Origin of the sequence: Brenneria tiliae (assembly GCF_023347575.1) — a bacterium.
In the GTDB taxonomy this organism is placed as follows: domain Bacteria; phylum Pseudomonadota; class Gammaproteobacteria; order Enterobacterales; family Enterobacteriaceae; genus Brenneria; species Brenneria corticis.
The window spans coordinates 110,707-134,937 of record NZ_JAKPCB010000098.1 but is presented as its reverse complement, the minus strand read 5'-3'; the positions used below and the strand labels follow the sequence as shown (position 1 = coordinate 134,937).

The 24,231-nt window shown below is 57.2% G+C and carries 26 protein-coding genes and 1 tRNA gene; 20 read left to right on the top strand and 7 right to left on the bottom strand.

All coding sequences use genetic code 11. The features are described 5' to 3' along the window. Nucleotides 1-181: 181 nt before the first annotated feature. From MFP24_RS13105 to MFP24_RS13085, 5 genes are read left to right on the top strand one after another with little or no spacing between them, the layout of a single operon-like run. Nucleotides 182-1,054 (top strand): carbohydrate ABC transporter permease, encoded by an 873-nt coding sequence (locus tag MFP24_RS13105; protein WP_249230738.1) that lies wholly within the window; start codon nt 182-184, stop codon nt 1,052-1,054. Then, complete coding sequence (locus MFP24_RS13100) at nt 1,044-1,889, top strand: carbohydrate ABC transporter permease (RefSeq protein WP_249230737.1); 846 nt, start codon at nt 1,044-1,046, stop codon at nt 1,887-1,889. The genes MFP24_RS13105 and MFP24_RS13100 overlap by 11 nt, the downstream gene beginning before the upstream one ends. A gap of 10 nt (nt 1,890-1,899) precedes the next feature. Then, nucleotides 1,900-2,733 (top strand): glycerophosphodiester phosphodiesterase GpdQ, encoded by an 834-nt coding sequence (gpdQ, locus tag MFP24_RS13095; RefSeq protein WP_249230736.1) that lies wholly within the window; start codon nt 1,900-1,902, stop codon nt 2,731-2,733. Further along, nucleotides 2,724-3,812, top strand: coding sequence for an ABC transporter ATP-binding protein (locus MFP24_RS13090; RefSeq protein WP_249230735.1), 1,089 nt, complete (start codon nt 2,724-2,726; stop codon nt 3,810-3,812). The genes gpdQ and MFP24_RS13090 overlap by 10 nt, the downstream gene beginning before the upstream one ends. Next, nucleotides 3,805-5,112, top strand: a complete 1,308-nt coding sequence (locus MFP24_RS13085) for an ABC transporter substrate-binding protein (RefSeq protein WP_249230734.1) — start codon at nt 3,805-3,807, stop codon at nt 5,110-5,112. The genes MFP24_RS13090 and MFP24_RS13085 overlap by 8 nt, the downstream gene beginning before the upstream one ends. Nucleotides 5,113-5,197: 85 nt before the next feature. Here the strand turns inward: MFP24_RS13085 and MFP24_RS13080 are convergent, their stop codons facing one another. Further along, entirely contained in the window at nt 5,198-5,806 is a 609-nt protein-coding gene (locus tag MFP24_RS13080) for an HD domain-containing protein (protein ID WP_249230733.1), read from the bottom strand. Nucleotides 5,807-6,245: 439 nt separating this feature from the next. Between MFP24_RS13080 and trhA the strand changes: the two genes are divergently transcribed. After that, the gene (gene trhA, locus MFP24_RS13075; RefSeq protein ID WP_249230732.1) at nt 6,246-6,893 is read left to right on the top strand and encodes a PAQR family membrane homeostasis protein TrhA; all 648 of its coding nucleotides are present in this window, start codon (nt 6,246-6,248) and stop codon (nt 6,891-6,893) included. Nucleotides 6,894-7,004: 111 nt separating this feature from the next. Here the strand turns inward: trhA and MFP24_RS13070 are convergent, their stop codons facing one another. From MFP24_RS13070 to ygfZ, 3 genes are all read right to left on the bottom strand, one after another. Beyond that, nucleotides 7,005-7,253: a DUF2442 domain-containing protein gene (locus tag MFP24_RS13070; RefSeq protein WP_009114401.1), complete on the bottom strand. Its 249-nt coding sequence runs from the start codon at nt 7,251-7,253 to the stop codon at nt 7,005-7,007. Then, the gene (locus MFP24_RS13065) at nt 7,237-7,479 is read right to left on the bottom strand and encodes a DUF4160 domain-containing protein (RefSeq protein WP_249230731.1); all 243 of its coding nucleotides are present in this window, start codon (nt 7,477-7,479) and stop codon (nt 7,237-7,239) included. The genes MFP24_RS13070 and MFP24_RS13065 overlap by 17 nt, the downstream gene beginning before the upstream one ends. 140 nt (nt 7,480-7,619) lie before the next feature. Further along, complete coding sequence (gene ygfZ, locus MFP24_RS13060) at nt 7,620-8,606, bottom strand: tRNA-modifying protein YgfZ (protein ID WP_249230730.1); 987 nt, start codon at nt 8,604-8,606, stop codon at nt 7,620-7,622. A 216-nt stretch (nt 8,607-8,822) separates the two neighbouring features. Here ygfZ and sdhE point away from each other — a divergent pair, with 216 nt between their 5' ends. The 3 genes from sdhE (at nt 8,823) to rlmF (ending at nt 10,487) form a co-directional block, all read left to right on the top strand. Further along, on the top strand, nt 8,823-9,089 hold the full coding sequence (gene sdhE / locus MFP24_RS13055) for an FAD assembly factor SdhE (protein ID WP_009114398.1): 267 nt from the start codon (nt 8,823-8,825) through the stop codon (nt 9,087-9,089). After that, entirely contained in the window at nt 9,070-9,471 is a 402-nt protein-coding gene (locus MFP24_RS13050) for a protein YgfX (protein WP_249230729.1), read from the top strand. The genes sdhE and MFP24_RS13050 overlap by 20 nt, the downstream gene beginning before the upstream one ends. 65 nt (nt 9,472-9,536) lie before the next feature. Continuing rightward, nucleotides 9,537-10,487, top strand: coding sequence for a 23S rRNA (adenine(1618)-N(6))-methyltransferase RlmF (rlmF, locus tag MFP24_RS13045; RefSeq protein ID WP_249230728.1), 951 nt, complete (start codon nt 9,537-9,539; stop codon nt 10,485-10,487). Between the two features lie 6 nt (nt 10,488-10,493). Here the strand turns inward: rlmF and fldB are convergent, their stop codons facing one another. Beyond that, on the bottom strand, nt 10,494-11,012 hold the full coding sequence (fldB, locus tag MFP24_RS13040; RefSeq protein WP_249230727.1) for a flavodoxin FldB: 519 nt from the start codon (nt 11,010-11,012) through the stop codon (nt 10,494-10,496). Nucleotides 11,013-11,304: 292 nt separating this feature from the next. On the opposite strand from fldB, the gene MFP24_RS24005 reads away from it, so the two are divergent. The 3 genes from MFP24_RS24005 (at nt 11,305) to MFP24_RS13030 (ending at nt 12,631) form a co-directional block, all read left to right on the top strand. Further along, a complete protein-coding gene (locus MFP24_RS24005) occupies nt 11,305-11,571 on the top strand; it encodes a DUF3289 family protein (RefSeq protein ID WP_263458494.1) in 267 nt (88 codons plus the stop codon). Next, complete coding sequence (locus tag MFP24_RS13035) at nt 11,541-12,071, top strand: YPO3983 family protein (RefSeq protein WP_318011344.1); 531 nt, start codon at nt 11,541-11,543, stop codon at nt 12,069-12,071. The genes MFP24_RS24005 and MFP24_RS13035 overlap by 31 nt, the downstream gene beginning before the upstream one ends. A gap of 89 nt (nt 12,072-12,160) precedes the next feature. Then, nucleotides 12,161-12,631 (top strand): DUF943 family protein, encoded by a 471-nt coding sequence (locus tag MFP24_RS13030; protein ID WP_249230726.1) that lies wholly within the window; start codon nt 12,161-12,163, stop codon nt 12,629-12,631. A 93-nt stretch (nt 12,632-12,724) separates the two neighbouring features. Here MFP24_RS13030 and MFP24_RS13025 read toward each other — a convergent pair whose 3' ends face one another. Next, nucleotides 12,725-14,041: an MFS transporter gene (locus MFP24_RS13025; protein ID WP_249230725.1), complete on the bottom strand. Its 1,317-nt coding sequence runs from the start codon at nt 14,039-14,041 to the stop codon at nt 12,725-12,727. Between the two features lie 316 nt (nt 14,042-14,357). Here MFP24_RS13025 and xerD point away from each other — a divergent pair, with 316 nt between their 5' ends. The 5 genes from xerD to lysS all read left to right on the top strand — a co-directional run bounded on the left by xerD (nt 14,358) and on the right by lysS (nt 20,487). Beyond that, entirely contained in the window at nt 14,358-15,257 is a 900-nt protein-coding gene (xerD, locus tag MFP24_RS13020) for a site-specific tyrosine recombinase XerD (protein WP_249230724.1), read from the top strand. Between the two features lie 48 nt (nt 15,258-15,305). Beyond that, nucleotides 15,306-16,022 carry a bifunctional protein-disulfide isomerase/oxidoreductase DsbC gene (dsbC, locus tag MFP24_RS13015; protein WP_249230723.1) on the top strand — a complete coding sequence of 239 codons (717 nt, stop codon included), beginning with the start codon at nt 15,306-15,308 and terminating at the stop codon, nt 16,020-16,022. A gap of 7 nt (nt 16,023-16,029) precedes the next feature. After that, nucleotides 16,030-17,763, top strand: coding sequence for a single-stranded-DNA-specific exonuclease RecJ (gene recJ, locus MFP24_RS13010; RefSeq protein WP_249230875.1), 1,734 nt, complete (start codon nt 16,030-16,032; stop codon nt 17,761-17,763). Nucleotides 17,764-17,861: 98 nt separating this feature from the next. Next, nucleotides 17,862-18,960, top strand: a protein-coding gene (prfB, locus tag MFP24_RS13005) for a peptide chain release factor 2 (protein ID WP_249230722.1) whose coding sequence is annotated in 2 segments (ribosomal slippage) — nt 17,862-17,936 and nt 17,938-18,960 — 1,098 coding nt in all. Because the reading frame shifts where the segments join, the coding sequence is not laid out codon by codon here. Nucleotides 18,961-18,969: 9 nt separating this feature from the next. Further along, complete coding sequence (gene lysS, locus MFP24_RS13000) at nt 18,970-20,487, top strand: lysine--tRNA ligase (RefSeq protein WP_249230721.1); 1,518 nt, start codon at nt 18,970-18,972, stop codon at nt 20,485-20,487. Between the two features lie 84 nt (nt 20,488-20,571). Here the strand turns inward: lysS and MFP24_RS12995 are convergent, their stop codons facing one another. After that, nucleotides 20,572-21,750, bottom strand: a complete 1,179-nt coding sequence (locus tag MFP24_RS12995; protein ID WP_249230720.1) for a 5-methyltetrahydropteroyltriglutamate--homocysteine S-methyltransferase — start codon at nt 21,748-21,750, stop codon at nt 20,572-20,574. Between the two features lie 275 nt (nt 21,751-22,025). On the opposite strand from MFP24_RS12995, the gene MFP24_RS12990 reads away from it, so the two are divergent. The 3 genes from MFP24_RS12990 to cbpA all read left to right on the top strand — a co-directional run bounded on the left by MFP24_RS12990 (nt 22,026) and on the right by cbpA (nt 24,231). After that, a tRNA-Gly gene (locus MFP24_RS12990) sits at nt 22,026-22,099 on the top strand. A gap of 125 nt (nt 22,100-22,224) precedes the next feature. Then, on the top strand, nt 22,225-22,938 hold the full coding sequence (locus tag MFP24_RS12985) for an alpha/beta fold hydrolase (protein WP_249230719.1): 714 nt from the start codon (nt 22,225-22,227) through the stop codon (nt 22,936-22,938). Between the two features lie 345 nt (nt 22,939-23,283). Continuing rightward, the gene (cbpA, locus tag MFP24_RS12980) at nt 23,284-24,231 is read left to right on the top strand and encodes a curved DNA-binding protein (protein WP_249230718.1); all 948 of its coding nucleotides are present in this window, start codon (nt 23,284-23,286) and stop codon (nt 24,229-24,231) included.

Here is a 24,231-nt window from a genome sequence, read left to right as displayed (position 1 = left end):
ATATTTAGCAATCTAGTCACCTGCGTTATGCATGTCAAAGATTTTGTCAACCAGGTAAACCCGGTGTTGTTCCGGCGTCTCTCCTTGCCTGCAAACAAACTGTCACTGAACTGTCTCCCCGCTGACATATCGTCCCTTTATGGTGTTCCCCTGGTGTTTCACTCTTCGTGACTGATGCGTTATGCGTGCAAAATATTTTCCTTACCTGGTGTTGTTGCCAACGCTGATTTTCCTGTTCGCCTTTACCTATTTCCCGCTGCTGCGTTCGGCTGTCGACAGCCTCTATGACACCCGGATGAACGCCGGCGAGCCGCAGTTCGTCGGGCTGGACAATATGGTTCGCCTGCTGCGGGATGCGGTGTTCTGGCAGGCGCTGTGGAACAATGTGCTGTATATCCTGCTGACCGTGATCCCCGGCGTGCTGCTGGCCTTGCTGCTGGCGGTGATGCTGTGGGAAAACACCCCCATCAACCGTTGGCTGCGCACCGCCTTTTTCTTTCCGATGATTGTGCCGCTGGTCAGCGCGGCGACGCTGTGGCTGTTTATCTTTATGCCGGGACTGGGGCTGCTGGATTACTATCTGGCGAAAATTTTCGGCCCGATGAACAATAACTACCTGGGCATGAGCGATACGGCGCTGGCGGCGGTGAGCGTTATCGGCATCTGGAAATTCGCCGGTTACTACATGCTGTTTTTCCTGGCAGGATTGCAGTCCATTTCCACCTCGGCGCGCGAAGCCGCCATTATGGAAGGGGCGTCGAAACCGCAGGTTTTTTTCCATATCACCCTGCCGCTGCTGCGGCCGACCATCGCCTTTGTCGTCACCATCGCCTTTATTTACGCCATTACCCAGATCGACCACGTGGCGGTGATGACGCGCGGCGGGCCGAACAACGCCACCAACGTGCTGCTGTATTACATTCAGGATCTGGCGAACGATACCCACGATCTCGGCAAAGCCTCCGCCGCCACCTTTCTCACGCTGCTGCTGCTGTTCGCGTTCTCGGTGCTGAACCTGCGCGTGCTGGAAAAAGGAGCGCACTATGAGCGCTGAGCGTTCCAGCCCGCTGCGGGCGACCAGCCGCCTGACGCTGCCGCTGCTGTTGATCTGCGCCGCGCTGCTGTGGATAAGCCCCTTTCTGTGGATGCTGTCGTCGTCCGTCAGCACCGGCAGTTTTGGCGCGGATATGGCTTCGCTGCTGCCCCGTTTTCCGCTGACGCTGGATAACTTCCGCGAGGCGTGGAGCAGCGCCGACTGGCCCCGCCTGTACGCCAACACGCTGATTTTCGCGCTGGGCACCTTTCTGGTGCAGTTGGCGACCATCACCACCGCCGGATACATCTTCGCCTACCACCAGTTTCGCGGCAAAACCCTGCTGTTCTATCTGCTGCTGATCCAACTGATGATCATGCCGGTGGTGATGATGGTGCCGAACATGATGACGCTGAAACAGCTGGGCCTGCTCAATACCCTGACCGGGGTGATGATGCCCTATTTTGCCTCGGCGTTCGGCGTATTCCTGATGCGCCAGGCGTTTCTCAATATTTCCAAGGAAATTGAAGAGGCGGCGCTGATGGAGGGCTGCCGCTGGTGGCAGGTGGTGTTCCACGTACTGATCCCCATGACCTGGCCGTCGATTCTGGCTTTCGCCACCGTCAGCATCACCTACCACTGGAACGAATATCTGTGGCCGCTGATGGTGCTCAACGACCCGGACAAACAGGTGCTGACCATCGGTCTGGTGTCGTTCGCCATGGGCGCGGAGTCCGGCGGGCAGTGGGGGCTGATTTGCGCCGGTACGCTGCTGGTGTGTTTGCCGCTGATGCTGGCGTTCGTGCTGTTCCAAAAACAGTTTCTGAGTAGTTTTGGTTTTTCGGGTATCAAGTAGGAGAAACGCCATGTTGCTGGCACAGATTTCCGATCTGCATTTTCGCAGTGAGGGGCGCAAGTTATATGAATTTATTGATGTTAACGGTCAGAATGCGCAGGTGGTCAGTCAGCTGAACGCGCTGACGGAACGGCCGGACGCGGTGGTGGTGAGCGGCGATATCGTCAACTGCGGCTGCCCGCGGGAGTATCAGGTGGCGCGCCGCGTGTTGCAGATGCTGGACTATCCGCTGTACGTGATCCCGGGCAATCACGACGACAAACACCATTTTCTCGACGCCATGCGTCCGCTGTGCCCGCAGCTGGGGGACGACGCGGAAAATATCCGCTATGCGGTGGACGGCTTCCCGCTACGGCTGCTGTTTATCGACAGCAGTCTGGCCGGGCAGTCGAAAGGCTGGCTGACGGCGGCGACGCTTGACTGGCTGGAGCAGCAGCTAACGGCGCATCAGGATCGCGAAAGCGCGATCTTCATGCACCATCCGCCGCTGCCGCTGGGGTCGGCGCAGATGGATCCCATCGCCTGCGAAAACGGCCGTGAAATATTGCGGTTGATCGAGCGTTTCCCGCAGCTGACGCGGGTGTTCTGCGGCCATAACCATCGTTTGATCGTTACCCAATACCGGCAGGCGATCGTCGCCACCGTGCCGGGCACGGTGCATCAGGTGCCCTATTTTCATCATGACGACGCGCCTTACTACAATCTTGAACCGGCCTCTTTCGTTATGCACCGCCACGTTCCGCTTACCGGTCTGGTCAGTTACTGCCAGTCGCTGGCGCCGTTTGCCGGTCCTTATCGCTACGATCCGCGTATCAGCTGCCCGGTGGATGAGTCATGGCTGTGATTCGGTTACGCAATATCAGCAAGCGGTTTGAACAGACCCCGGCGTTGCAATCGCTGTCGCTGGATATCGCCGCCGGGGAATTTCTGGTGCTGGTCGGTCCGTCCGGCTGCGGCAAAAGCACCCTGTTGCGTATGCTGGCGGGGTTGGAGAGCGTCAGCGAGGGGCAAATTCTGCTCGGCGCGGAAGATATCACCGGCTGGAGCCCGAAGCAGCGTAATTTTTCGCTGATCTTCCAGAACTACGCGCTGTTTCCCCACCTGACCGTGGAGCAGAACATCACCTTCGGCATGCGTATGCGCGGCGAGCCGAAAGCGGAGTATCCGGAGCGGGTGCGGCGGGTCGCCGGCCTGTTGCAGCTTGAAGACCTGCTGAGCCGCAAGCCGGGAAAACTCTCCGGCGGCCAGCGTCAGCGGGTGGCGATGGCGCGGGCGATTGTCCGCGATCCGCGCCTGTTTCTGATGGATGAGCCGTTGTCCAACCTGGACGCCCGGCTGCGCAGCGACGTGCGCGACGGGATTATGGCGCTGCATCGGCAGTTGAAAACCACCACCGTTTACGTCACCCACGATCAGATTGAGGCCATGACCATGGCCGATCGCATCGCCGTACTGGATCGGGGCGAATTGCAGCAGGTAGGCACGCCCGAACAGCTGTATGCCCATCCCGCCAACGTGTTTGTGGCGGGATTTATCGGCACCCCGACCATGAATATGATCTCGTTGCCCTGTACGTCGGGGCAGGCCGCGCTGCTCGATCAACAGATCGCTTTGCCGGAAACGGACGAAACCCGCGCGTTGACGACGGTGCTGCTGGGCATTCGCCCGGAACATATTACCGAGCAGGGCGCGGCGCCAGGGCGGGTGCGACTGCCGGCCACGGTGACGCAGCGCGAGCTGTTTGGCGCGGAATACCTGATGCAGGTGGATACCCCGCTGGGCGCGTTGCGCTACCGGCGCGCCAATCGCCAGGGCGTGCCGGCGGTCGGCGCCGCGCTGACGCTGAGCTTTGCGCTACAGGATTGTCATTGGTTTTCCGGGCGCACCGCCCGCAATTTATCCCAGGAGAAAAAACATGCGTAAGTACCGTGTCGTGGCGCTGGCCGTGGCGCTGCTCAGTGCGAGCCAGGCGCTGGCCAGACAGAGTATCGACTTTATGTTTCCCGCGCCGGTGGACGGCAAGCTGACGATGGAAATGAAACGGATCATTAGCGACTACAACGCGTCGCAGGATCGGGTGGAGGTGCGCGGCATTTTTACCGGCGGCTACGACACCACCAAGGTAAAGGCCGAAGCCGCCGCGAAGGCGGGGGATCCGCCCGCGCTGGTGATCATGTCGGCCAACTTCACCGCCGATCTGGTTATCAAGGATCAGATCCTGCCGATGGATGAGCTGTTTAAATACGGCGACGAGCGGGCCACGCCGTTTCTGAGCGAAAATTTCTGGCCGGCGCTGCATCAGAACGCGCAGGTGATGGGGGTGACCTACGCCATTCCGTTCCACAACTCCACGCCGATCCTGTACTACAACGAGACTCTGCTGAAGCAGGCCGGATTCGACCAGCCGCCGCAAACCTGGGACGAGGTGGTGGCGGTGGCCAAAAAACTGACCGATCCGGCCAAAGGGCTGTGGGGCATCATGATCCCCTCCACCAACGATGATTACGGCGGCTGGATGCTGTCTTCCCTGACGCGCGCCAACGGCGGCGCATACTACAACGCCGACTATCCCGGCGAAGTCTATTACGACACCGCCTCCACCAAAGGGGCGTTGCAGTTCTGGCGCGACCTGGTTTATCGCCACAAGGTGATGCCCGCCGGGGTACTTAATTCCAAGCAGATCAGCGCCGCGTTCTTCTCCGGCAAGCTGGGCATGGCGATGCTCAGCACCGGGGCGTTGGGCTTTATGCGCGAGAACACCAAAGATTTTCCGCTGGGCGTGGCGATGATGCCGGAGAAAGAGCGCCGCGGCGTGACCATCGGCGGCGCCAGCCTGGTGAGTTTTAAAGGCATTTCCGAAGAACAGAAGAAAGCCGCCTGGCAGTTTCTGAGCTATCTGGTCAGCCCGGAAGTGAACGGAAGCTGGAGCCGCTTCACCGGCTATTTCGCCCCGCGCATGGCCGCCTACGATATGCCGGAAATGAAAAGCTATCTGGCGCAGGATCCGCGGGCGAAAACGGCGCTGGCGCAGTTGCAGTACGCCCATCCGTGGTACGCCACCTACGAGACCGTCGCCGTGCGTAAGGCGATGGAAAATCAGCTGGCGGCCCTGCTTAACGATCCCGGCGCCAAGGTGGAGGACGCCGCGGCGCGCGCCCAACGGGAGGCGGACGGCATTATGAAGCCGTACGTGGAGAGGACGGCGCTGAAACAGGTGGAATAAATAGGGCGGCTCAAACGCCGCTTGCCCTATAAACCCCGGCTGGTGGCTGAAATATATTCCGGCAACGGCAAAACCCGTGCATAGGTTACAGCAGCCAGCCCTTGTCCTGCGCGGCTTGCAAATGCTGTTTCAGGTGCCGCCACAGCTCCGGGTTAATCCCGGCGATAAACTCGGCGCGGCCCAGAACCTGATCCAGCCGGATACCGTTCTCCACCCAGCTTTGACCCTGATTGTGCAGGTTCATCAGTACCGGCAGCACGCGATCGAGCATCAGGGCAAATTGGGCGTTGGCGGTTTCGCCCGCTTCGTATTCCAGCCACAGCTGGTGGAACCGTTGGCGCTGCGGTTCCGGCAGCAGGCCGAAAATCCGCGCGGCGGCCAACGCTTCCTGAGCCTGTACCGCGGCGCGGGCGGGCAAGTCGTAAACCATGACGTCGCCGGCATCGATTTCGACGATATCGTGAATCAGCGCCATTTGAATAACGCGGTTGATATCGACCTCTTTCCCGGCATAAGGCGCCAGGCTCATGGCGGCGACGGCAAAATGCCAGCTGTGCTCGGCGGAGTCCTCATGGCGCGGGCTGCCAATAATTTTTGAACGGCGCTGCACGCTTTTCAGCTTGTCGATTTCCATCAGAAAAGCGACCACATCGGTCAGTGAACCGAAATCGAGAACGGCGGGAGCAAACGACATGGGAACAACCTCTTTCAGTTAAAATCGGGCAAGTGATTACAGGCGCGGAAAATGTCAAAACCCGATATACCCGTCATCTTTCAAGTTGCAGGTGCGTTGGCTGCCCTTGCTCACCCCAGTCACTTACTGGTGTAAGCTCCTGGGGATTCACTCGGTTGCCGCCTTCCTACACCTCGAAATCTATTGGGTATAGTTATCAAAGCAGGATATCGCTTCACAATAGCTGAGCTTTAAAAGTGGGTAATTGTAGGGGAAGTGACCGGAGATTTATACGCATGATTGCGGTTAAAAGCGAAATGTAATGTCCGGTAATTATTTTAGCGTACACGTGTACACCGAAACTATTCTCGGCTAAGCTGCTCAAAGGTTACGCATCCGGTGCGTTAACTTCTGCGTTATCGGGCCTTAGCGGCCGGTGTTATTGATAAGTAAGGGCAATATGTCAAAGAATTTGTGGGAGTCGGGATACTCGGTGGCGGAGGAGATCGCCAACAGCGTCAGCCACGGAATCGGCCTGGTTTTCGGTATTGTCGGTCTGGTGCTGCTGTTGGTGCAGGCGGTGAATAACGGCGCGGACGGCGTGGCCATCACCAGCTACAGCCTGTACGGCGGCAGTATTATTCTCTTGTTTCTGGCTTCCACGCTGTACCATGCGATTCCTTCGCCGCGTGCCAAGCACTGGCTGAAGAAGTTCGATCACTGCGCGATTTACGTGCTGATTGCCGGCACCTATACGCCTTTCCTGCTGGTAGGGCTTAACTCGCCGCTGGCCCAGGGGCTGATGGTGGTGATCTGGAGTATGGCGCTGCTGGGGATTATCTTTAAGCTGGCGTTTGCCCACCGTTTTGAAGCGCTCTCGCTGATAACCTATCTGGTGATGGGGTGGTTATCGTTAGTGGTGATCTATCAGCTGGCGATGACATTATCCATTACCGGCATCACGCTGCTGGCCGTCGGCGGCGCGATTTATACGCTGGGGGTGATCTTTTACGCCTGTAATCGAATTCCCTACAACCACGCTATCTGGCACGGTTTTGTGCTGGGCGGCAGCGTCTGCCACTTTCTGGCGATTTATCTGTACGTGTAAGTAAGTTCGATAACGGCTGACGAATAACGTTTTATTCTATCGTACGGCTTTACCCAAGCCGTGATTCCTTACCAACAGTTCGCAACCGCCATAAATAACCTCCACAAAAGATTAGGCTGCACTATGAGGGCGGTGGGTAACATCGCCACGGCCATCCAGCAAACCTTCAACGGAAATGTCTTCGTCAAGCTTGTCCCAGTGGATTCCACGAGGACTCAACTCATAGCTATTCCGCTCCGCTTCCGTTGCATGCAACAACCGGGGAAACCAGGCTAACGGAACACCAAGGGTTCGGGCATCACTAAGCTCTACCCACATATTAAATTCATCGAAATGAATCTTCTTAGCTGAAATAGTCACTCCAGGCCTCCAGAAATGACGCTTTATTAATATCAATAATCTCAGATAGCTCCTTCAATACCCGGGCACTAAACCCGTCATTTCGAGCAAGTTTAACCTCTGGCGTTAGCCGGAATTTGGCCTCGGCTTCTGAGTTCCGTACATGAATATGCGCTGGTTCCTGAGGATTGCCCTCATTCGAGTAGAAGAAAAAGGTAAAACCTCTGAATCTCAGTATCACAGGCATGGGCGTCCCTTTCATTACTCTGGATTATGATGAATAAAAATGCGCCAGTCAAAGTCTGGCGCACAGGTTACGCAATGGCATAAAGCATGGCTGGGAACGCTTAAATCAAGCGGGCAAACGGCCAGTCATCTGAAAGGGCTTCAGCCTTCAATAACATAAGGCAGCGGCTGGATCGTCAGTTTGCCGTCGGCATCGTCGCGCACGCGCAGGGCGCTGCCGGCCTCAAGATCGTTGTTCAGCACCGCCTGCACCCAGACGCTTTCATCCCGCAAGCGGCAGGCCGCCAGTACGGTGCCGGTGCGGCGCCAGTTTTCCCCCAGCTGTAATTCAAGATCCTCCCCGGCCTCGGGAACCCGGCTTGCCCGTCCGGCCAGCCAGTAGAGCGCCCGCTTGTTGGCGCCCCGGTACTTGGCGCGGGCGACCATTTCCTGCCCGGCGTAGCATCCTTTGCTGAAGCTTATGCCGTTTAATGCCTGTAAATTAGCCGCTTGCGGGATGAACTGCGCACTGTTTACGCTGTCAACGATCGGCAGACCGGATTCAATATCCAAGGCCAGCCATTGGCGGCTATCATTTAATTCGGTCTGGCCTGCCAGGCGTTGCAGCAGCGTCGCGCACTGCTCCGCGTCCAGCACCAGCAGGAAACGCTCCGCCGGGTGCGAAAAATGGAGCAGGGTGGCGCCCTGATGTTGAACCACCGGATGCTCGGCGTCCGGCAGGACGGCGAAAATCGGCCGCAGGCGTTCGCGGATCTGCGCGCCGGCGGCGCCCAGCAGAATGATATCGTCGTCTGCCGCTATCGTGGTTTTGGAAAAAACGGCGTATTTTTTCAGCTCGTTGAGTTGGGTATCGCGCAGGTTGCGCCGTTCGATAAAGGCGAAACCTTCCCCGCGCTGGAACAGGCGCAGGCCGCTCCACATTTTTCCCTTGGCGTCGCAGTGCGCGCAGAGCACATGCTGGTCGGCGGGTAGCGCATCCACATCGGCGGTGACCTGTCCCTGAAGGTACTTGACGGTATCGGGGCCGGTCAAGGCGACCAGCGCCCAGTCATCAAGCGAAATCAGCGTCGCGGGTAACTGGGCGGAGGCGAACGGGGGTTGTGAGGCGAAAGCGGGTTGAGGAGCCATAGTACCATCCTGCTGCTTTGGGCAATAAGCGAATGGTCTAATGGTAAAAGAGCGGCCGGGGTTTGCAAGCGGTTATTGTGCGAGGGGCATCGTAAGCCTGCGTTGCGGCGATCCATCGGCCGTTAAAATATGTCAAAGTGTTACTATTAGTTGAACATTCGCAGCGTAAATCGGGTTACACTGATAGTCAGCATCGATAAACAAGGTGGTATAAGCATGGAAATCGATAATAAATCACGCATTCACTGGGCATGTCGGCGCGGTATGCGTGAGCTGGATATTTCTATCATGCCTTTTTTTGAGCATGAGTATGATGCGCTAAGCGATGGCGACAAACGGACGTTCGTCCGCCTGCTGCAGTGTGACGATCCGGATCTGTTTAACTGGCTGATGAATCACGGTGAACCGCAAGATCAGGATCTGAAACGTATGATTTCCCTTATCCAGACGCGAAATAAAGCCCGTGGCCCAGTGGCAATGTGACCTTCGCGTTTCCTGGCGCATGCAGCTGTTCTCACTGGTTGTGCACGGATTACTGGTTTTACTGATACTGCTGGCTCCCTGGCCGGATAGCTATACCGCACTGTGGCTGGGGCTGGTCACGCTGGTGGTGTTCGGTTTTATCCGCAGCCAGCGCAACATCAAGGTTCGCCAGGGGGAAATTTCCCTGCGCGGAGCAACGCACCTGCGCTGGCAGCAGCAGGACTGGCAGATTATCAAACGTCCGTGGATACTGAAGAACGGCATTCTGCTGTCGCTGAAATCGATGGATGGTAAAGAACGGCAGCGTCTGTGGCTGGCGTCGGACAGCATGGGAAACGACGAGTGGCGCCATCTGCGCCAACTGCTGCTGCAGAGAAATTGACGGCAATGATTTACGCGGCTTAGCGCAGCGGGTATCTTACGCGCCATTCAACAAGAGAGAAGCCGATGACCACGCCCAAAGATAACCATGCCGCGCAAAAAAACAGGCTGCACCCGCGTAACCGCCACCGCGGTCGCTATGATTTTACCGCGCTGAAGCAAATCCATCCGGCGCTGATACCTTTCGTCAAGGCGAATGCTTACGGTGACGAGTCGGTTGATTTCTCCGATCCGCAGGCCGTCAAGGTGCTGAATCAGGCGCTGTTGCACCATTTCTACCAGATTGAACACTGGATTATTCCGGACGGTTTTCTCTGTCCGCCGGTGCCCGGCCGGGCGGATTACCTTCATCATCTGGCCGATCTGCTGGCGGAGGATAATCAATCCGTGGTGCCGCGCGGGGCGTCGGTGCTGGACGTCGGCTGCGGCGCCAACTGCATCTATCCGCTGATTGGCCATCGTGAATATGACTGGCGTTTTACCGGCAGCGAAATTAATCCGCAGGCGATGCAGGCGGCCAACGCCACCATCGAGGCGAACCCCGGCCTGAATCGGGCCATTCGTTTACGTCGCCAAAAAAACAGCAAAGCGATTCTTGCCGGTATTATTCATAAGAACGAAATTTTCGACGCCGTGCTGTGTAATCCGCCGTTCCACGCATCCGCCGCCGAGGCGCGTCAGGGGTCGCAGCGCAAGCTGCATAATCTCGGCCTGGATAAAAACTCGCCGCTCAACTTCGGCGGCCAGCAGGATGAGCTGTGGTGCGAAGGCGGGGAAACCGCATTTATCAGTCAAATGATTAACGAGAGCGCCGGCTTTGCCCGCCAGTGCCTGTGGTTCACCTCGCTGGTGTCGCGCAAAGAAAACCTGCCCGAGCTGTATCGGGCGCTGGAAAACGTCGGCGCGGAGAAAGTCGCGACCGTCAATATGGCGCAGGGGCAGAAACAGAGCCGCTTTGTGGCCTGGAGCTTTTTTGACGCGCCGGCGCGCGCAAGATGGTGGTTACAGAAACGATAACGGCGTTTACAGCAGCGGTTCCATTTCCAGCAAAATCTGTTCGCACCACTGCTCAATGCGCTCGTCGCTGAGATCGTACTGATTGACCTCATCCAGCGCCAGCCCGACAAACCGTTTGCCATCGGCGGCGAGCGGTTTCGGGCTGGTGAACTCGTAGCCCTCCGTCGGCCAGTAGCCGATAAATTTCACCCCCAGCGGCTGTAGCTGAGCGTGCAGCATCCCCAGCGCATCCAGAAACCACTCGCCGTACCCCAACTGATCGCCCATGCCGTACAGCGCCACGATCTTGCCTTGCAGATTCAGCGTGGGCAGCTGTTGCCACACGGCCTCCCAGTCTTCCTGAAGTTCGCCGAAATCCCAGGTGGGAATGCCCAGAATCAATATGCCGTACTCTTCCATCCGTTGCGGGGAGACATCTTTGACGTTGTGCAGATCCACCAGATCCTCACCCAGGATGTCGCGGATTTTTTCTGCCGCCATTTCGGTATAGCAGGTGCTGGAGCCGTAAAACAGACCAATTTTCATCGTGTGTTCCGTAATGCAATGATGCTATTTCATTCAATATATTGACAGGTATTGCAGCAAACAGTTTTGCATAGCGCTGAGCATGATTGTCTTGTTGTGTAAAATCAAGCATCTTCATTGAGCGCAATCGTGGCATTCGCCAGTCAGGCTTCTGATTGCGTGTAGCGGTAATGACGCTACTGGACGTATAGGGTAAACTGCGCGGGTTATTATTGTTTGAAACGGAAGGGAGGCATGGCCCGCGCGGCGATGGCTCTCCACTGATCATACAGGGTAAAAGGATTTCCAAATAATGACTGAATTGACGATAAAACCTGTCGCGTTGCATTTTCCTCATCGCGTTTTTGAAAGCCGGAATAAAATGGATGACTATCAGGCGCCGGACATGCGCTATGGCGACCATAGCGAATCCACCCTCAAAACTATCTTCAGCCTCACGGACGTTTCTACGCGGGTTAATCCCTATACGCGCGCCGAGATAGAGGCTCCCGTCTGGACTTACCCGTATGAGTTGGGCGCAGGCCAAACATCCGATACCTCACCACAGAAGAATGCCTGAGCCGCCTGTTCGCCGAATTTCACGATCTTGCATGGCCTTTCGCTATGATTGGTCCTTACGCGCCCCTTATCCATCAGATGATCGACCATATGCGTTACGGCAACGGCGCGACCTTCCGCAGCCCGCTGCTTGATCAGGCGCTGAGGGAGCAGCTTGTCGAGGATTTGTCGGAAAAAAGTACGTTGTACAATATAGGGGCAGCTATTAATACTAATATCGACTGGAAAAATAAACAGTTTCCGTTAGCGGCAGAAAGCAAAATCAAAGATGCGATAATGCTTAGTGTATTGCCAAAGTTTGATAGATTGATTGACCATGTTAACGGTATGGGAATTACCGTTCATGATATCTGGGCGGCTCATATTACCCTGAAGTCTCTGCACATTGGCGATAATGACTTCCGGGCAGCTGTTCACTACCGGGTGCAGGATCATTTTGGACTGGATGACGAGGATATTTTGAAGTGGAAATTTCGCCAGTTTAGTTTCTTTAAGATCTGATTTGTTCTGCAACACTACGGCCCGCTGGCGCAGCGGCCGTTTATCACCGAGATGGAAACCGAGGTAGAAATTACCAGGATGGGGCGTAAATGAAGATTTTGTCGAAAGGGCGCGTGGTTGCCGTTTTGGCCGTTCTGGCCGCCGTCTACGGCATTATCTGGCTTTCCCGGCCGGTAAAAATCGTGGCGATTCATCAACACAGTGATTTTAGCCATGTGCTGGTACTGAATTTTCCGCTGACCAATCGGGGAAAGATCGACTGGTGGCTGAAGAATAGGGCGATGCTGAAAGAGAAATACGCTATCCCCAAACGCTCGTCTTATGGTTCCTTCAATATTACCTTCTGGGACTTCGGCGAGGGTTATAAGGAAAGTGAATATGACCGCCTGTGTTTTGAAGATATGCCGGTAGAGAAAAACTGCATTGAGAAACAACTTCTTTTTTCCATAAATGACAATGGCGCGGGTAGCATCACGCTCAGGACATCTAATCAACGGTATAGACTGCAGCCGGATGGAGAGATCGTCCCTTATGAATCCCGCGTGGATATCGTCAGATGAATGTCTGCATAAGGAATGACAAGCGCCGCCAGTAGGAAAAGGCGGCGGCAGGAAAATGTCGTGAAAGCCGTGCGGCCTTCACGACAGCTCCGATCAGAGAGACTGATGGCGCGTCTCTTTACTCAGCAGTAGTGCAATCAGCGTCAGCGACGCCATCGCCGCCAGATAAACCCCCACGTAGAACAGGCCGTAATTGACGGTCAGCCAGGTGGCGATATAGGGCGCGACGGACGCACCGAGAATGGATGAGACGTTATAAGAGAAAGAGGCCCCGGTATAGCGTACTTCCGTCGGGAACAGTTCCGGCAGCAGCGCGCCCATCGGGCCGAACGTCAGCCCCATCATGCCCATGCCGCAAATCAGGAAGGCCATCACCAGAGCCTGATTGCCGGAACCGAGCATCGACGGGAACAGCATGGCGAACAGCAGCATCAGGCAGGTTACGGTGATCATGGTTTTACGCCGTCCGAATATATCCGCCAGATAGCCCGACAACGGGATGATAACGGCGAAGGCGATCACCGCAATCATCAGCATCCACAGGAAGGCGTTGCGCGAAAAGCCCAGCCCGTTCGGCGCCGGCGTGGTGCCGTAGGTCATGGAGTAGACGGTCATAATATAGAACAGCGTGTAGGTCGCCAGCATGATGAAAGTGCCGAGGATGGTGGCTTTCATATGTTTGCTGAACAGCGTTCCGATTGGAACCCGCACCTGTTTGCCTGCTTTGGCGACTTTGGCGAATACCGGCGTTTCATGCAGGGAGACGCGCACGTACAGGCCGATCAGCACCAGCACGGCGGAGAAAATAAAGGGTACGCGCCAGCCCCATTGCATAAATTGTTCATCGGTCAGCAGCCAGGAGAGCAGCAGGAAGGTGCCGTTGGCGAAGAAGAAGCCGATCGGCGCGCCGAGCTGCGGGAATGAACCGTACAGCGCGCGTTTATGGGCCGGGGCGTTCTCGGTCGCCAGCAGCGCCGCGCCGCCCCATTCGCCGCCCAGCCCCAGTCCCTGGCCGAAACGGGCCAGCGCCAGCAGGATGGGAGCAAGGATGCCGATGGTTTCATAGCTGGGCAACAGGCCGATCAGCACCGTTGAAATTCCCATGGTCAGCAATGACGCCACCAGCGTCACCTTGCGGCCGGCGCGGTCGCCGAAATGACCGAATACCGCCGAGCCGATCGGCCGGGCGATAAAGGCTATCGCAAAGGTCGCCAGCGACTGTAGCGTGGCCGCCGCCGGGTCGCCCTGCGGGAAGAAAATATGTGGAAACACCAGCACGGCGGCGGTGGCGTAAATATAGAAATCAAAAAATTCAATCGCGGTTCCCACCAGCGAGGCAATGATAACTTTACTTCTGGAATTTACCGGCGGAGCGTCGGCCTCGATAGCGGGAGTGATGGTGGCTTGCATGGTAATTCGTTCATCTTTTTTAACAACACGAACGACCATTCTATGCATAGAAAAAAGCGCTTTTCAACGGAGATTCCGTGGGGAGATAACGGGACGAAAAACGGCGCGTGGAGCCTATTCCGGCATATCCGCAATACGTAAAATATAATCTTATCGTATTATGTTTTTACCAGAGAATGTTATGGCGATGTCAGATATAACGGGATAAGTGAGATTCGGCAATCGCTGCGATTAATTCGCCGAGGTCGCCGGCGATTAGCGCCTTAGCGGATTGCTCAGGCATAATAGCGGTTCATCAGTGAAAGGGGACGGCGCGATGCACGAGCAGGATCAGGCATTTATTGAGCAATTTCTCGATGCGCTGTGGCTGGAGCGTAATCTGGCGGAAAATACGCTGGCCTCTTACCGCCTGGATTTACGCTCGCTGGCAGAGTGGCTGGCGCATCACGATAGCGGCCTGCTCAAGGCGCAGGCCGCCGATCTGCAATCTTTTCTGGCCGAGCGCCTGGAAGGCGGCTATAAGGCAAGCAGTTCGGCGCGTTTGTTGAGCGCCATGCGCCGGCTGTTCCAGTACCTTTACCGGGAAAAAATCCGCGGTGACGATCCCAGCGCGGTGCTGTCATCCCCCAAGCTGCCGCAGCGTTTGCCGAAAGATTTGAGCGAGGCTCAGGTTGAAGCGCTGCTGCGCGCCCCCAACGTCGAGCAGCCGCTGGAATTGCGCGATAAGGCCATGCTTGAGGTATTGTATGCCACCGGGCTGCGCGTTTCCGAACTGGTGGGACTGACGATTAGCGATGTCAGCCTGCGTCAGGGGGTGGTGCGGGTGGTCGGGAAAGGCGATAAAGAGCGGCTGGTGCCGCTGGGCGAAGAAGCGGTGTACTGGATCGAGCAATATCTGGAATATGGGCGGCCGTGGCTACTTAACGGGCGCGCGCTGGATGTGATGTTTCCCAGTAACCGCGCGCAGCAGATGACGCGTCAGACGTTCTGGCATCGCATCAAGCACTATGCGATTCTGGCGTCGATCGATAGCGAAAAACTTTCTCCGCATGTGCTGCGTCATGCGTTCGCCACCCATTTATTGAACCACGGCGCGGACTTACGGGTGGTGCAGATGTTGCTGGGACACAGCGATCTCTCCACGACGCAGATTTATACCCACGTGGCGACGGAACGTCTGAAACAACTCCATCAGATGCACCATCCGCGGGCGTGATGGCCGTCAGCGGCGGATTAGGCGATAAACCGAAACAGGATTGATGAAATGAAAAAAGGGTTACTACTGCTTTCTCTATTGGCGGCAACGGCTGCCGGTTTTGCCCACGCCGAAGATGCGGCGATAAAACAGACCCTGAACCGCCTGGGGATGCAGGCTGCCGAGATTCAGCCGTCGCCGCTTTCCGGCATGAAAACCGTGCTGACGGACAGCGGCGCGTTTTATATCAGCGACGACGGCAAGCATCTTATCCAGGGGCCGTTGTACGACGTCGGCGGCGCGGCGCCGCTCAACGTAACCAATCAACTGCTGAAAGGAAAAATGGACGCGCTGCGCGAGCAGATGATCGTCTACAAGGCCCCGCAGGAAAAATATGCGATCACGGTATTTACCGATATCACCTGCGGTTATTGCCACAAGCTGCACGAGCAGATGAAAGATTACAACGCCCTGGGTATTACCGTGCGTTATCTGGCCTTTCCGCGTCAGGGGCTGAACTCGCAGGCCGAAAAGGATATGCAGTCCATCTGGTGCGTGGCGAACCGCAACAAGGCGTTTGATGACGCGCTGAAAGGCGAAGAGATTTCCCCCGCCACCTGCAAAACCCATATCGCCGCTCACTATCAGCTTGGCGTGCAGTTCGGCGTGCAGGGAACTCCGGCCATCGTACTGGAGGACGGCACGGTGGTGCCCGGCTATCAGGGGCCGAAAGAGATGCTGGCGATGCTGGACGCGCACAGCGCGTCGCTGAAAACGGGTGGTTGATTACACTGTGGAACTGATAACCCAGCTGCGCCGGCGTCCGCTGGCGGAGGATAGTGATTTACCCGCGACCTTGCCGCCGCTGTTGCGCCGCCTGTACGCGCAGCGCGGCGTCAGCGGCGCGCAGGAGCTGGAGCGCAGCCTGCGCGGTCTGTTGGACTACCGTCTGTTGAACGGCATCGACAAGGCGGTCGATTTTCTGCGGCGGGCGCTGGCGGACCGGCGCTGCATGGTGATCGTCGGCGATTTCGACGCCGACGGCGCCACCAGCACCGCGCTGACGGTGCTGGCGCTGCGCGGCATGGGCGGCGTTAACGTGAAGTACCTGGTGCCGAACCGCTTTGAGGATGGCTACGGGTTAAGCCCGGAAGTGGTCGCGCAGGCCGCTGAGCTGGGCGCCGAGGTTATCGTCACGGTGGATAACGGCATTTCCTCCCATGCCGGGGTGGAGGAGGCGCACCGGCGCGGCATCGCGGTGCTGGTGACCGACCACCATCTGCCGGGAGAAACACTGCCCGCCGCCGATGCCATGATTAACCCCAACCTGCGCGACTGCGCCTTTCCGTCGAAAGCGCTGGCGGGCGTCGGCGTCGCCTTTTATCTGATGATGGCGCTGTGCGTGCGCCTGCGGGAGAGCGGCTGGTTTACCGAACAAGGGCTGGCGGAGCCGAAGCTGGCCGAACTGCTGGACCTGGTGGCGCTGGGCACGGTAGCGGACGTGGTGCCGCTGGATGCCAACAACCGCATTCTGGTGGCGCAGGGGCTGAGCCGCATTCGCGCCGGAAGGTGCCGGCCCGGCATCCGGGCGCTGCTGGAAGTGGCGAACCGCGAAGCGGGTCAACTGGTCGCCGGCGATCTGGGCTTCGCGCTGGGGCCGCGGCTCAACGCCGCCGGACGGCTGGATGATATGTCGGTCGGGGTGGCGCTGTTGCTCAGCGACGATATCGTGCAGGCGCGCATGCTGGCCAGCGATCTGGACGCCCTGAATCAGACGCGCCGCGAAATCGAACAGGGGATGCAGGTCGAGGCGCTGCGCCTGTGCGAAACGCTGGAGCAAAGCCGCGACGCGCTGCCCTACGGGCTGGCGATGTACCATCCGGAGTGGCATCAGGGGGTGGTGGGCATTCTGGCGTCGCGCATCAAGGATCGCTTTCACCGGCCGGTGATCGCCTTTGCCCCGGCGGGGGACGGCATGCTGAAAGGGTCGGGACGCTCCATCGCCGGGCTGCACCTGCGCGATGCGCTGGAGCGGCTGGATACGCGCTATCCGGGGATGATGGACAAGTTCGGCGGCCATGCGATGGCGGCGGGACTCACGCTGCAAGAGACGCAGTTTGAGCCCTTCCGCCAGCGCTTTGGCGAACTGGTGGGCGAATGGCTGGATGCCTCGCAGCTGGAAGGCGTGGTCTGGTCGGACGGCGAACTGGCCCTGCCGGAGCTGTGTCTGTCCACGGCGGAGATGCTGCGCGACGCCGGGCCGTGGGGACAGGCTTTTCCCGAGCCGACCTTCGACGGACGGTTTCGCATTCTGCAACAGCGGCTGGTGGGCGAGCGTCACCTGAAAGTGATGGTGGAACCGCTAAGCGGCGGCCCGCTGCTGGACGGCATCGCCTTTAACGTCGATACCAAAATCTGGCCGGACAGCAGCGTGCGCGAAGCGGAGCTGGCCTATAAGCTGGACGTCAACGAGTTTCGCGGCAAGCGTTCGGTGCAACTGCTGATTCAGCACCTGTGGCCGCTGTAACTCGGCTGACGAAAGAGTATAAAACGCGCGTTTAATCCGCTAGAATGGCGCGTTTACACCATTCCGTCATCTACGACTTAACGTAAGAAATAAAAATCATGTTTGAAATTAATCCGGTAAAAAACCGCATCCAGGACCTGTCGGAGCGTACGGCCGTCCTTAGGGGGTATCTTTGACTACGATGCCAAGAAAGAACGCCTCGAAGAAGTAAACGCCGAACTGGAGCAGCCTGACGTCTGGAATGAGCCGGAACGCGCCCAGGCGCTGGGTAAAGAGCGCTCCTCGCTGGAAGCCATCGTCGACACCATCGATCAGATGACGCAGGGGCTGGAAGACGTCGCAGGTCTGCTGGAACTGGCGGTGGAAGAAGACGACGAAGACACCTTCAATGAAACCGCGGCCGAACTGGACGCGCTGGAAAACAAACTGGGTCAGCTCGAATTTCGCCGCATGTTTTCCGGCGAGTATGACGGCGCGGACTGCTATCTGGATATCCAGGCGGGCTCCGGCGGCACCGAAGCCCAGGACTGGGCCAGCATGCTGGTGCGGATGTACCTGCGCTGGGCGGAAGCCAAAGGGTTCAAAACCGAAATTATCGAAGAGTCCGACGGCGAAGTGGCCGGCACCAAATCCGCCACCATCAAGATTATGGGCGACTACGCCTTTGGCTGGCTGCGCACCGAAACCGGCGTGCATCGCCTGGTGCGTAAAAGTCCGTTCGACTCCGGCGGCCGCCGTCATACCTCGTTCAGCTCCGCTTTCGTCTATCCCGAAGTGGATGACGATATCGATATCGAAATCAACCCGGCCGACCTGCGTATTGACGTTTATCGCGCCTCGGGCGCCGGCGGCCAGCACGTAAACCGGACCGAATCCGCGGTGCGTATTACCCATCTTCCGACCAATATCGTCACCCAGTGTCAGAACGACCGCTCCCAGCATAAAAACAAAGATCAGGCGATGAAACAGCTGAAAGCCAAGCTGTACGAGTTTGAGATGCAAAAGAAAAACGCTGAGAAGCAGGTGTTGGAAGACAACAAGTCGGATATCGGCTGGGGCAGCCAGATTCGCTCCTATGTGTTGGATGATTCGCGCATCAAGGATTTACGCACCGGGGTGGAGACGCGCAACACCCAGGCGGTGCTGGATGGCGATCTGGACAAATTTATCGAAGCAAGTTTAAAAGCGGGGTTATAAGGAATTCTCATGGCTGAATCACAATCACAGGGTGCCGATCAGGCGCAGGATCTTAATAACGAACTGAAAGCGCGCCGTGAAAAGCTGGTGACGCTGCGTGAGCACGGCATTGCATTTCCCAATGATTTCCGCCGCGACAGCACCTCCGATCGCCTGCACGCCGACCATGACGACAAAGAAAACGAAGAGCTGGAAGCGCTGAACATCGAAGTGACCGTCGCCGGCCGCATGATGACCCGCCGCATTATGGGGAAAGCCTCTTTCGTCACGCTGCAGGACGTGGGCGGGCGTATTCAACTGTACGTTTCCCGCGACGACCTGGCGGAAGGCGTCTACAACGAGCAGTTCAAAAAGTGGGATTTGGGCGACATTCTCGGCGCGCGCGGCAAGCTGTTTAAAACCAAAACCGGCGAGCTCTCGGTGCACTGTACCGAACTGCGCTTGCTGACCAAGGCCCTGCGTCCGCTGCCGGATAAATTCCACGGCCTGGCCGATCAGGAAACCCGCTACCGTCAGCGCTACCTGGATCTGATCGCCAATGAAGAATCCCGCCATACTTTCCGTATCCGCTCGCAGGTGATGGCGGCGATCCGCCGCTTTATGGTCGATCACGGTTTTATGGAAGTGGAAACGCCGATGATGCAGGTGATCCCCGGCGGCGCGGCGGCGCGTCCGTTCGTCACCCATCACAATGCGCTGGATATCGATATGTATCTGCGTATTGCGCCGGAGCTGTATCTGAAACGCCTGGTGGTGGGCGGTTTTGAACGGGTGTTTGAAATCAACCGCAACTTCCGCAATGAGGGCATCTCCCCGCGCCATAATCCCGAGTTCACCATGATGGAGCTTTATATGGCCTATGCCGACTATAAAGATCTTATCGTGTTGACGGAAACGCTGTTCCGCACTCTGACGCAGGACGTGCTGGGCACCACGACCATCGAATATGGCGATCAGACCTTCGACTTCGGCAAGCCGTTTGCCAAGCTGACCATGCGCGAAGCCATCTGCAAATACCGCCCGGAAACCAACGTCGCCGACCTGGACGATTTGGCGAAGGCCACGGCGATTGCCGAGTCGCTGGGCATCAAAATCGAGAAGAGCTGGGGGCTGGGCCGCATCGTCACCGAGATCTTTGAAGAGACGGCGGAAAGCAATCTGATTCAGCCGACCTTTATTACCGAATACCCGGCGGAAGTGTCGCCGCTGGCGCGCCGTAACGATCGGAACCCGGACATCACCGATCGCTTCGAGTTCTTTATCGGCGGCCGGGAAATCGGCAACGGTTTCTCCGAGCTGAACGACGCGGAAGATCAGGCGGATCGTTTCGCCCAGCAGGTCAGCGCCAAAGACGCGGGCGACGACGAAGCCATGTTCTACGACGAAGACTACGTCACCGCGCTGGAGCATGGCATGCCGCCGACCGCCGGTCTGGGCATCGGCATCGACCGTATGATTATGCTGTTTACCAACAGCCATACCATCCGCGACGTGATACTGTTCCCGGCGATGCGTCCGCAGAAGTAACGTGCGGTCACGTTGGCTGAAACAAAAAACCGGCGCCTTGGTTGGGCGCCGGTTTTTTTTACCGCATGATTTGGGGAATCGCGATTAGCCGCCCCAGACTTCGTCGGCGATCTCTTTAACCAGCGCGATCTTGGCCCATTGCTGCTGTTCCGTCAGCGCATTGCCTTCTTCCGTCGACGCGAAACCGCATTGGGTGCTTAAACACAGACGTTCAAGCGGGAGATAACGGGTCGCTTCTTTAATACGCGCGATAACCGCCTGTTTATCTTCAAGCTCGCCGATTTTGGATGAAATCAGTCCCAATACGACCTGCTTGTCTCCGGAAACTTCCGCCAGGGGAGAAAAATCGCCGGCGCGCTCGGTATCGAATTCGAGGTAGTAGGCGGCAACGTTTTCTTTTCCAAACAGGATGCCGGCGATAGGTTGATAACCGCCGCTTGCCGCCCAGGTCGAGCGATAGTTGCCGCGGCAGACGTGCGTCGCCAGCGTCAGATCTTGCGGCGCGCCGGCAATCGCGGCGTTGTTGACCTCCAGCAGCAGCTCCGCCAGTTCCTGAACATTGTCGCTGATAACGGTATGATCGGCGTGTTGGGAACAACCACACGCGCTTTCTTCTTTGACGGCGACGCCGGCGTTGTTATAACGCGCGTCCACCATCATGCCCCACGTGCAATCATCGAGCTGTAGGCTGCGGCAGCCGGCGGCATAGACTTCACGAATAAATGTCTGATAGGCGGCGGCGATATCCGCGACCAGATCGCTCTGACGGGGATAGTATTGCAGCGTGCTTTCCCGGTTATCCGGCCGGTATAGCTCTTTCAGAAACTGAGCGGGAGCGGGGATCGTGAGACGAGGAACAATGCCGCCTTCGGCGAACGTAGACAGAAAGCGAAAATGATCGATGAAAGGATGATTTTCGCCGCTGATTTTGCCGGTCAATCTGGCTGTTTCGGGGCGAGTTTCCGTGCCGGAGAAATTGTAACCACGCGACAAACTCGCTTTTTCAACGCCGTTGAGCCCCCACATGAAATCCAGATGCCACCAACTGCGACGGAATTCGCCGTCCGTGATGACCTGAAGACCGGCCGCCTTCTGTTTGGCGACCAATTCGCTGATGGCCTTATCTTCAACGCGTTTTAATTCGTCATGATCGATCTCGCCCCTGGCATATTGCGCGCGCGCCGCATGCAAATAATCCGGACGCAAATAACTGCCGACAACGTCGGCGCGAAATGGAGGCGTAGCGGTTTTTAGGTTTTCCATCGTTGATCTCTTTCTCTTTTTTTGTGGGAACCACATTTTTTATAGAACTTCCGAACATACCATGTCTGAATCGCGTGGGGATATGAAAGAAATTCAACATACTGCGGCAAAGTGAAAAAAATGCACGATCGGACGGCTGACCCGTTTCGCTGCATGCGCCATCAAGGTTTTAATGCGTTGTCAGATGAGTTGATTGATTATTCCACCAGCAGTTTACCGGGGTTTTTACTTGCCCGGCAACGGGATAGCGCTATAATGCCTGGCGCATCTCCGGCGCGAGTGTAGTTCAATGGTAGAACGAGAGCTTCCCAAGCTCTATACGAGGGTTCGATTCCCTTCACTCGCTCCATTTCATCTCATGACATCCAGTAAAATCCACCGACAACCTCAATAATGACTTTCGTGAGTCGCCCGCGCTGGCTGGATTATGTATTCTGCTATTGCACGTACCTAACCTGAATAGAGCAACCATCTATGTCGAATTTCGTTCTGGTGCATGGCGCCTGGCATGGCGGATGGTGCTGGGAATGCGTCGCGGCGCTGCTGCGCGACGAGGGATATCAGGTGTTCACCCCTACGCTTTCCGGGTTGGCCGAACGCCGCGGGGAACTCTCGCGAGCGATTGGATTAAGTACGCACATCGCCGATATTGTGGACCTGGTGCGCGATGCCGATTTGCGGGACGTCACTCTCGTGGGCCACAGCTATGGCGGTTTTCCCGCGACGGCAGCGGCTTCCCGGTTGGGTGGTCGGGTCAGGCGCCTGATCCTGCTTGATGCTTTCCTGCCCGCCGATGGCGAAATGCTGCTCGACCATGCTCCGATGCTGATTGAACGCTATGCCGAAGCCAGAGACGGCGATCCCGACTGGCATATTCCCCCTTTGCCCTCGGCGGCTTTTGGCGTCGGCGACGCGGACCAGGCGTGGGTTGACGCCAGGCTGACGCCACAGCCGGTGGGGAGCTATTTCGAGCGCATTCGCTGCGCGCATCCTATGGGGATCGCCCATAAAAGTTATATCCGCTGTACCAGGGCTCCCGGCGAACTGCTGGAACGCTCGCTGGCGCGGGTTCGGCAGACGGCCGATTGGCATTACGCCGAGTTGGATGCATCGCATGATGCGATGATTACGCATCCGCAAGCGTTGGCACGACTTCTGGCGGAATTGGCGGGAACGCCCAAGATCTGAACCGAACCCACTTCCACTCTGGCGCCGAGAACGGACGCTTTGCCGGCGCATCGACCTATAACGAACCGGGCCGCGCCGGCGTGACTTACAACTTCTAAGCGTATTGTTTTCATCACCATGCCCGGTTTTGACCGGGCATTCACCTCAAGCGCGCAACGCTATCTCTTTCTGCAATTATTTTTCCGATCCTCACCGTAACCCAGGCTAATTGTCTATGTTTTTAAGGGAGGTAGACGCTTTATCAAAGGTGTATGATCGCAATGAACAGCAAACAGAATGAGTAGCATATCGAACAGATAAAAATGATTTCTATCGCATAACCCATTGAATTGAGGGTATTACCGCATGGAGTTTAAAGATTACTATGCTGCGTTGGAAGTAGACCCGTCCGCCGATCTGAAAACGATCAAAACGGCCTACCGCAGGCTGGCGCGTAAATATCACCCCGATGTCAGCTCCGAGCAGAATGCAGAAAGCAAGTTCAAGGAAGTTGCCGAAGCCTATGAGGTGCTGAAAGACAGCGAGCGCCGCGCCGAATACGATGAGCTGAGGCAGCATCGCAACGATCCCCGCTTTTCCGAACCGCCGCCGAACTATGGCGGTCGCGAGCAAACCTGGCAAGGTTCGCAAGGCGGCGGGCATGATTTTTCCGATTTCTTTGAATCCATTTTCGGCGCTCGCGCGGGGGCGGGACAGCGAGCGTCCGCGCACGCTCCCCACAGCGGCCGCGGCCAGGATTTCGAGATGGAAGTGCCCCTGTTTTTAGAAGAGACGCTGGTCGAGCAAACCCGGCCGATTTCCTATCGTTTGCCGGTTTATGACGAGCTGGGCCGCCAAACGAAAGAAATTACCAAAACGCTGAATGTGAAAATTCCGGCGGGCGTCGGGAATGGCGAACGCATCCGTTTGAAAGGACAGGGGAGCGCCGGCGTCGGCGGCGGGCCGAACGGTGATTTATTTTTGGTTATCCGCATTGCTCCGCATCCGCTGTTTGATATTGACGGTCAGGATCTGCATATCGTGGTGCCGCTGGCCCCGTGGGAAGCGGCGCTGGGCGCCACTATCGAAGTGCCAACCCTGACGGGCAAGATTGCGCTGACGGTGCCGCCCGGCAGTCAGAGCGGCAGGCGGTTGCGGATTAAGGGTAAAGGGTTAGTCAGCAAGAAAGGGGCGGGCGATATGTACGCCATCCTGAAAGTGGTTATGCCCCCGAAACCTGATGAAAAGGCCAGCGCCCTGTGGAAACAGTTGGCCGAGCAGGCTGCGTTTAATCCTCGGGATGGATGGGAGTAA

Coding starts and splice junctions, on each gene's coding strand:
- dsbC (WP_249230723.1), top strand. CDS start 15,306: ATGAAAAAAGGGTTACTACTGCTTTCTCTATTGGCGGCAACGGCTGCC.
- rlmF (WP_249230728.1), top strand. CDS start 9,537: ATGACCACGCCCAAAGATAACCATGCCGCGCAAAAAAACAGGCTGCAC.
- xerD (WP_249230724.1), top strand. CDS start 14,358: ATGCACGAGCAGGATCAGGCATTTATTGAGCAATTTCTCGATGCGCTG.
- gpdQ (WP_249230736.1), top strand. CDS start 1,900: ATGTTGCTGGCACAGATTTCCGATCTGCATTTTCGCAGTGAGGGGCGC.
- MFP24_RS13105 (WP_249230738.1), top strand. CDS start 182: ATGCGTGCAAAATATTTTCCTTACCTGGTGTTGTTGCCAACGCTGATT.
- MFP24_RS12985 (WP_249230719.1), top strand. CDS start 22,225: ATGTCGAATTTCGTTCTGGTGCATGGCGCCTGGCATGGCGGATGGTGC.
- MFP24_RS13065 (WP_249230731.1), bottom strand. CDS start 7,479: ATGCCTGTGATACTGAGATTCAGAGGTTTTACCTTTTTCTTCTACTCG.
- MFP24_RS13025 (WP_249230725.1), bottom strand. CDS start 14,041: ATGCAAGCCACCATCACTCCCGCTATCGAGGCCGACGCTCCGCCGGTA.
- MFP24_RS13100 (WP_249230737.1), top strand. CDS start 1,044: ATGAGCGCTGAGCGTTCCAGCCCGCTGCGGGCGACCAGCCGCCTGACG.
- MFP24_RS13030 (WP_249230726.1), top strand. CDS start 12,161: ATGAAGATTTTGTCGAAAGGGCGCGTGGTTGCCGTTTTGGCCGTTCTG.
- MFP24_RS13085 (WP_249230734.1), top strand. CDS start 3,805: ATGCGTAAGTACCGTGTCGTGGCGCTGGCCGTGGCGCTGCTCAGTGCG.
- ygfZ (WP_249230730.1), bottom strand. CDS start 8,606: ATGGCTCCTCAACCCGCTTTCGCCTCACAACCCCCGTTCGCCTCCGCC.
- MFP24_RS13090 (WP_249230735.1), top strand. CDS start 2,724: ATGGCTGTGATTCGGTTACGCAATATCAGCAAGCGGTTTGAACAGACC.
- MFP24_RS13080 (WP_249230733.1), bottom strand. CDS start 5,806: ATGTCGTTTGCTCCCGCCGTTCTCGATTTCGGTTCACTGACCGATGTG.
- cbpA (WP_249230718.1), top strand. CDS start 23,284: ATGGAGTTTAAAGATTACTATGCTGCGTTGGAAGTAGACCCGTCCGCC.
- sdhE (WP_009114398.1), top strand. CDS start 8,823: ATGGAAATCGATAATAAATCACGCATTCACTGGGCATGTCGGCGCGGT.
- MFP24_RS12995 (WP_249230720.1), bottom strand. CDS start 21,750: ATGGAAAACCTAAAAACCGCTACGCCTCCATTTCGCGCCGACGTTGTC.
- MFP24_RS24005 (WP_263458494.1), top strand. CDS start 11,305: ATGACTGAATTGACGATAAAACCTGTCGCGTTGCATTTTCCTCATCGC.
- fldB (WP_249230727.1), bottom strand. CDS start 11,012: ATGAAAATTGGTCTGTTTTACGGCTCCAGCACCTGCTATACCGAAATG.
- trhA (WP_249230732.1), top strand. CDS start 6,246: ATGTCAAAGAATTTGTGGGAGTCGGGATACTCGGTGGCGGAGGAGATC.
- lysS (WP_249230721.1), top strand. CDS start 18,970: ATGGCTGAATCACAATCACAGGGTGCCGATCAGGCGCAGGATCTTAAT.